This window comes from Ensifer sp. GW823-FHT05D09 (genome assembly GCF_058795755.1).
The window spans coordinates 918,260-924,722 of sequence record NZ_JBXAIA010000002.1 but is presented as its reverse complement, the minus strand read 5'-3'; the positions used below and the strand labels follow the sequence as shown (position 1 = coordinate 924,722).

Here is a 6,463-nt window from a genome sequence, read left to right as displayed (position 1 = left end):
ATGTCGACCGGGGTATACGTACGCGAGCAGATATGCCCAAAATCGCTTCGGCGGCTGCATGGTTTGGCCACGCTATCGCTTTTGGGCCATGGCGCGTATCCGGGCCGGCCCACGAGCCGGGCGTTCGTTAACGCAGGTGGCCAAATTGACGAGATGACCAATGTCGGCGATCCTCGCCGCAGACATAGAGCGTTTCCAAATTATCCGGCATCGCAGAAACGCTCTATCTCTTTGTTTTTACGCATTTTCGGACAGAAAGCCGCTTCGCACTCTTCTTGGAAATGCTCTAGATCGCTTGGGAGGCATTAAGATGACATGCCCATACTGCGCAAGAGGCACACTCGTCAGAGATACCCGCGATGTTCCCTACGTCTACAGAGAAGAGAGCGTGCTTATCGAAGCGGTGACAGGCGGCTTTTGTGATGCATGCAGTGAAGTTGTTCCAGATGGCGCGGACGCGGGGCGAATCATCAAGACGATGCTCGAATTCAGGAAAAAAGTGGACAGCGAGAAAGTTGATCCACGGTTCATCACGACTGGTCGAATGAAACGACACCTCGGTCAGAAGGAGGCGGTAGGGCTGTTCGGCGGCGGAACCAATTCATTCTCGCGGTATGAAGTCGGCGAGGCAAAGCCGCCGCTATCTCTCGTCAAGCTGTTCTGTATTCTGAATGGTCATCCGGAATTGCTTGTAGAGGTCTGTTCGGCGATATTGGTTGGGCGGATGAGGCAAGTGGCTGAATTCACAGCCACTTACATCGTCTTGGCTCCATGATGGCGACGTCATATGGAATTGAATTCTTCGCAGGGAAACAAGCAGCCAACAGGCGCAGAACACGTCTTGTTGCCATACGAATTGACCTGTGAATAAGCATTTGCTTTTAAATGTATTGCTTATCAATTATCGTGATTGACGCGGAAGGAGCGCAGCAATCATGTCTGTGTCAGTAGCGTTTGTTGACGACGATCCGATCCTCCTTGAGGCATTGGTGAGCTTATATTCTGGAAAAAATGACCTCGAAATCGTCGCCAAGGGCGAAAACGCGGTCGATGCTTTGAAAATTGTTGAAGAGATCTTGCCGCATGTCCTGGTGCTTGATGTGAGCATACGTGGCGACGCCATGGCCGCCATCGAACGGATCGGGCGGAACTTTCAAGCGACACGGATTATCGTCTTTACCGAAAATTCGAGCGTTGAAACGGCGATCCAGGTGCTGAACCATGGCGTTGCTGGCTATGTGCTCAAAAGAAGCAGCGCCGACGAACTGCATGAGGCGATCCGTGTCGTGCATGATGGCGGCACATTCATCACTGCCGGCTTGGCCACCAAAGTCATGATGGCGATGAAGAACCCAGACCTCTGTCGTCATCCCCCTGAGCAAGAGCACCTGAGTTCGCGTGAGGAGCAGATCCTTACCTATCTGCTGCGCGGTAGCACGAACCGTGAGATCGCCGCCTGTCTCGACATCAGCGTCAAGACCGTGAAACATTACATGACAGCCCTGATGCAGAAGCTTGGCGCGCGGAATCGTGTCGAGGTTGTGCTTGCGGCGCAGAGGCTGAACGTGTTTGCGAATGGCGGCGCCAACCCCGGGGTGTCCCGGCGGCTCAACTGAACTGTGCTTGGCCCAACGCGTTCGCTCGCCGTTTCTCGTGTGAGATGCGGCGGGTGGCGATGTCTATGCCATTCAGTCGTCGTGACCGGCTCCGGTGGGCTATGGTTGCGGCGGATCGATTGAACTCGGCATAGGATGGGGTGCGCGCGGCGCAATCAGGTAGAGGGGGCAATCATGCACAGCGATCGGATTGCTGTGCTTGCTGCCAGTAGACGGAGCTTCAGGCGGTCCTTGTTGCCCGGTGTCGATAGGGAACGGGTGGCCCATAGTGGCGCCGCAATCGCGGTTGCCGTGACAACACGCTACAGTTTCAATCAAAGCGTGTGGGTGCGTGCTATTCGGGGTGCAAATCTAAGCGTCACCCATCTTGAAAGTTCGCGGCCGTGGGATTACCGGATACTCCCATGAAGATCGTCACCGGAATCGCCTTTGCCGTTGCTGCCCTTTTGCTTGTTTCGTCTTGCAGCGAAACCGGCCCGACCGGGGATGGCCGGGCTGGAATAGAAAAAGCGCAGCTGACCGAGAAGGCAAAGTCGAAGCCAGCCACCGGCAGGAAGGGCAAGACTGCGGCCGCGGCCGAGGAAAAGGCGCTGGCTGATGCGCGTAGCCCAAGGCAGTGCAAGACCCCGAAAAAGCAATGCAGCTATGGCGCGGGTCCGGCCGGCGAGCCCTGTTCGTGCTGGTCGAGCGAAGGCTCTCCCACATTGGGCGTGACCATCAAGTAAGCCGACGGCACCGAAGCTGCGGAATTCTCCGCCACAAGCCAGGAACAGCTGGCTGACGGACTCCTCCGCGCGTCTCTCATGCGGGCGCGGGCGCCCCAAAAACCTTCAGCAAAAACCTTCCACGGCCTTGCGCATCATTCTTTGAGACCGAACCCTCGTCGCCGTCTGGCGAAAGAGCGGCCGGAGGCCGGCGCGCCGATGGCAGCGCATGGCATGCTGTCGTAACGGCGGAGATCCGCGGAGCCGTCGCTGCGGCTGCGGCTTGCTGCAAAGACGATCCTTCAGGAACCAATGGCAGCCGGTGGCGTTTCGTCTTCATGCTTACTGCACAATTCCTTAAATCAGAATCGATTCAAGGAGAAATTATGCAGCAAATTTATAGTGTTACAGCGTCCTTAGTGCGCCATATTTGGCGCGCGGCGCTGTAATGCGAAACGATGGTTTCAGGAGGAATATCAATGAAGAAGATCATGGTCACATTCATCGCCGCCGCAACGGCGGTCGCCGGCCTTGTGCCTGCACAGGCTGCGTCGCTCGTCATCAGCAAGGACCAGGTCTTAAGCCAGGCGGACGTCCAGACAGTGCAGTACCGCCGCGACGACCGCCGCTGGGACCAGAACGACAGGCGGCGCGGCTGGCACAATGGTTATCGCGGCTACGAGGATCGTCGTCCGGGCTATCGTCGCGGCGATGACGGCTGGTGGTATCCGCTGGCAGCCTTCGGCGCCGGCGCCATCATCGGCGGGGCGATCGGCAGCCAGCAGCCTCAGTACCGTGAACCCCAGTATCGTGAACCGCAGTATCGTCCGCAGTCGAGCGAATACAGCTCAGCCCATGTCGACTGGTGCCTGTCGCGCTACCGCAGCTACCGGCCCTACGACAACAGCTATGTTCCAAGGGCGGGCGTCCGGGCGCAGTGCATGTCGCCCTACTACTGACGCTTCTTGACCGTGCACCATCAAGCGGTCTGTCTGGCCCCATCAACCGTTTCCGGTTGGTGGGGCCTTTTTTATGCGGAGCACGGCTTATGGGAGGGGCCGGCTTGAAGAGTGAAGCGATCGGGCACGCGTTTCATCCCGGACTGGCAATTCGCCCGGTGCAGGAACGTGCATGGAGCTGACGGCTTATCTGCAGCGCGCAGGGCAGGGCTGAACCCGCAGCAGGCTGGAGCTGCCGACCTAGAGCGTTTCCGATTTTGACGGAAACACAGAAACGCTCTATGTCTCTGTTTTTACGCATTTCCTGACGGAAAACCGCTCCGCACTTTTCCTAGAAATGCTTTAGACCTGTTTGGCACGACATCGCGCATGATCGCTCCCGCCTCAGGCCTTGCACGTTATCGGTGTGGCCGGAAAATTATCCAGATAACCCGTATTCCGTGTGTATAAATCCATTAATTGTTTGATTGATATAGATATTTATACTGTAAGTCGCTACTTCCAAGAGGCATTTGCAACCTAATAATGTGGCGGTGCGCTTCCCGATCGATAGAAGCGATGCAGTGCATGACAATGTTTGGGCATGAAAATGTTTGGGCATGAAAACGTCCCGGCATGAACACGTCCGGAGCGTGCCAGCTGGGCAATTGGCAAGCGTTCGATAAGGGTGTCGTTCCTGACTGGCAGCGTCTTGCGAGACTTTCTTTCAAGTTTTTTCAGAAAATATTTCGGCGCCATGTCGAAATCCGGGGGCGGCTTCCGTTCTTGGGCCGTTAAGCAACTCAAACCGGTGATAACCCCATGACGCTGACGACGACTTCTCTCTATGCACTTCTGCTCATCGCAATCTGGTTCGTTCTCTGGATCAGGGTGAGTTCCGCCCGGACGGCTCTCAGCTGCTCGATCGGCGATGGCGGCGATCCCAAGCTGCTGCAGAGGATCCGCCAGCACGGCAACTTTATCGAATGGGTGCCGCTCACGCTTGTCCTGATGTTGCTGGCGGAGGCCCAGGGCACCGGTGCGCCGTGGCTGCATGCCGCCGGCATCCTTCTGCTGGTGGGGCGGCTTGCCCATCCTTTCGGCCTGCCAATCGACAATGCCGGGCATCCGCTGCGCTACCTCGGCAACGGCACCAACATGCTCGCCGTTGCGGTTCTTGCGATCGCGCTGATCCGGATTCTCACCGGATTCTAAAGCGCGTCGCAATCTTTCAGATCCGCTTGGCGCGCTTTAAGTTCTTGTTTTTGCGCATGTTGTTATCGCAAAACCGCGGCACATTTTTGCGCGACATGCTCTAGACCCCTCGCATTTCCTGACGGCAAGCCGCTTCGCCTTTCTTCTGGAAATGCTCTCGCCAACAGTATGGAGCCTCTCATGACCCTGACTTTTCGGGACGCGTCCGTTCGCCTTCACCGGCGTAGCGCTCTTTTGTTGACCACGCTCATCTTCACCATCGCAGCGACGTTGCCGCTGCAGGCACAAACCGCCATAACCGCAACGGGAGGAGACACGAAGATGCAATACATGCTCTTGATCTATAACGACCCCAAGATGGAACCGCCCTACGGCACGCCGGAATTCGACACCATGATGAGCGGTTTCTTCGCGCTCAACGAGCGGATGAAGGCAGATCAGGTGCTGGTTTCGGGCGAGGGGCTGCAGGGCGTCGAGACGGCGACGTCGGTGCGCACGCGCGGCGGCAAGGTAGAGACGATGGACGGCCCCTTTGCCGAGACGCGGGAACATCTGGGCGGCTACTACGTAATCGAGGTTGCCGATCTCGACAGCGCGCTGCGCTATGCCGCCATGGTGCCGTCGGTCGCTTGGGGCACAGTCGAGGTTCGGCCGCTGATGACCTACAATCCCAGTGGGGAGTGACAAGCACTTACGGGGTGTGAGTCACAAGCACTCCGCCGCCTCCGGTGCCGTTGCCGCGACCAGGGCTCTTGATAGCCTGGTTCGCAACGATCGGGGGCGGCTGCTTTCAGCTCTGATCGCGCGCCTCGGCAGCTTCCAGCTCGCCGAGGATGCGCTGCAGGACGCCATGGTGTCGGCCGTTTCCCACTGGGGCCGCAACGGCGTGCCGCACGCACCGCATGGGTGGCTGCTGCAGGCTGCCTATCGCAAGGCGATCGACCGCATCCGACAAAACAAGTCGGAAGCGCGAAAGATGATGGATATGCAGCCGCTGGCACGGGGCGAGGCTGCCGACGAGCCCGACGATATCCCCGACGAACGACTGCGGCTGATCTTCACCTGTTGCCACCCGGCGCTTGAAGCAAAATCGCAGGTGGCGCTGACGCTTCGAACCATCGGCGGCCTGTCGACCACGGAGATCGCACGCGTCTTCCTCGACGCGGAGCCGACGATGGGACAGCGGATTTCGCGCGCCAAGGCGAAGATCGCGGGCGCGCGCATACCTTACGCCGTGCCGGGTCAGGAGGAATGGGCCGAAAGACTGCAATCGGTGCTGGCCGTCATCTATCTGATCTTTACTGCCGGCTATGCCGCAGGCCCCAGGCAGGGCCGGGATCTGGCCGAGGAGGCGCTGTTCCTGTGCCGGTTGCTGAACCGGCTGCGCCCTGGTGATCCCGAGATCGAGGGGTGCCTCGCGCTCGTGTTGATCACCCATGCGCGCTGCCTGGCGCGCGTGGACGCGGACGGGACGACCGTGGCGCTCGCCGAGCAGGACCGGGCGAAATGGAACCGGGCGCAGATCGACGAAGGCCTCGAACTGATCGAAACCGCGATGCGGCGCAGGGCGCCGGGACCATACCAGATCAAGGCGGCCATTGCGGCCTGCCACGTTCAGGGTGAAAGCTCCGATTGGCCGCAGATCGTGCTCCTCTATGACAGCCTGCTGCGGCTGGAGCCGACGGCCGTCATCCGCCTCAACCGGGCGGTGGCGCTTTGCGAAGCGGGATGGCTGGAGCCGGCGCTACGCTCGCTCGACGCGCTTGTGGGCGAGCTTCGTGACTACCAGCCATACGATGCGGCGCGGGCGGAACTGCTGGTGCGGATGGGGCAGGCCGAAGACGCCGCCAAGGCCTATGCCACGGCGATCGCTCTTGCCGGGTCGCCAGCCGATGCCGCCTTCCTGCGGCAGCGGGCGGCGCGCCTCGGCGAGCAGACATAGAGGGCGATACGGCGCCGGGCCATCGTGCGGGCAGTGTGGCTGGAACCA

Annotated in this window: 7 protein-coding genes; all 7 read left to right on the top strand. The window is 59.4% G+C overall.

All coding sequences use genetic code 11. The annotated features are described in order from the left end of the window. Window positions 1-160: 160 nt before the first annotated feature. The 7 genes from AC1Q80_RS10355 (at window position 161) to AC1Q80_RS10325 (ending at window position 6,415) form a co-directional block, all read left to right on the top strand. Window positions 161-775 (top strand): type II TA system antitoxin MqsA family protein, encoded by a 615-nt coding sequence (locus AC1Q80_RS10355; RefSeq protein WP_492360353.1) that lies wholly within the window; start codon window positions 161-163, stop codon window positions 773-775. Between the two features lie 160 nt (window positions 776-935). Next, entirely contained in the window at window positions 936-1,616 is a 681-nt protein-coding gene (locus AC1Q80_RS10350; RefSeq protein ID WP_492360352.1) for a LuxR C-terminal-related transcriptional regulator, read from the top strand. Window positions 1,617-2,020: 404 nt separating this feature from the next. Then, the gene (locus AC1Q80_RS10345; protein ID WP_492360351.1) at window positions 2,021-2,341 is read left to right on the top strand and encodes a hypothetical protein; all 321 of its coding nucleotides are present in this window, start codon (window positions 2,021-2,023) and stop codon (window positions 2,339-2,341) included. 458 nt (window positions 2,342-2,799) lie between these two features. Beyond that, window positions 2,800-3,279: a BA14K family protein gene (locus tag AC1Q80_RS10340; protein WP_427858029.1), complete on the top strand. Its 480-nt coding sequence runs from the start codon at window positions 2,800-2,802 to the stop codon at window positions 3,277-3,279. Window positions 3,280-4,080: 801 nt separating this feature from the next. Next, the gene (locus AC1Q80_RS10335; protein WP_173420395.1) at window positions 4,081-4,473 is read left to right on the top strand and encodes an MAPEG family protein; all 393 of its coding nucleotides are present in this window, start codon (window positions 4,081-4,083) and stop codon (window positions 4,471-4,473) included. Between the two features lie 180 nt (window positions 4,474-4,653). Next, window positions 4,654-5,157, top strand: a complete 504-nt coding sequence (locus AC1Q80_RS10330) for a YciI family protein (RefSeq protein ID WP_234941954.1) — start codon at window positions 4,654-4,656, stop codon at window positions 5,155-5,157. Between the two features lie 16 nt (window positions 5,158-5,173). Continuing rightward, window positions 5,174-6,415, top strand: a complete 1,242-nt coding sequence (locus AC1Q80_RS10325) for an RNA polymerase sigma factor (protein ID WP_492360350.1) — start codon at window positions 5,174-5,176, stop codon at window positions 6,413-6,415. The last annotated feature ends 48 nt before the right edge of the window (window positions 6,416-6,463 follow it).

Bases quoted from the DNA above. Each gene is read 5' to 3' on its own strand.
- AC1Q80_RS10350 (WP_492360352.1), top strand. From the start codon at position 936: ATGTCTGTGTCAGTAGCGTTTGTTGACGACGATCCGATCCTCCTTGAG.
- AC1Q80_RS10345 (WP_492360351.1), top strand. From the start codon at position 2,021: ATGAAGATCGTCACCGGAATCGCCTTTGCCGTTGCTGCCCTTTTGCTT.
- AC1Q80_RS10355 (WP_492360353.1), top strand. From the start codon at position 161: ATGTCGGCGATCCTCGCCGCAGACATAGAGCGTTTCCAAATTATCCGG.
- AC1Q80_RS10340 (WP_427858029.1), top strand. From the start codon at position 2,800: ATGAAGAAGATCATGGTCACATTCATCGCCGCCGCAACGGCGGTCGCC.
- AC1Q80_RS10330 (WP_234941954.1), top strand. From the start codon at position 4,654: ATGACCCTGACTTTTCGGGACGCGTCCGTTCGCCTTCACCGGCGTAGC.
- AC1Q80_RS10335 (WP_173420395.1), top strand. From the start codon at position 4,081: ATGACGCTGACGACGACTTCTCTCTATGCACTTCTGCTCATCGCAATC.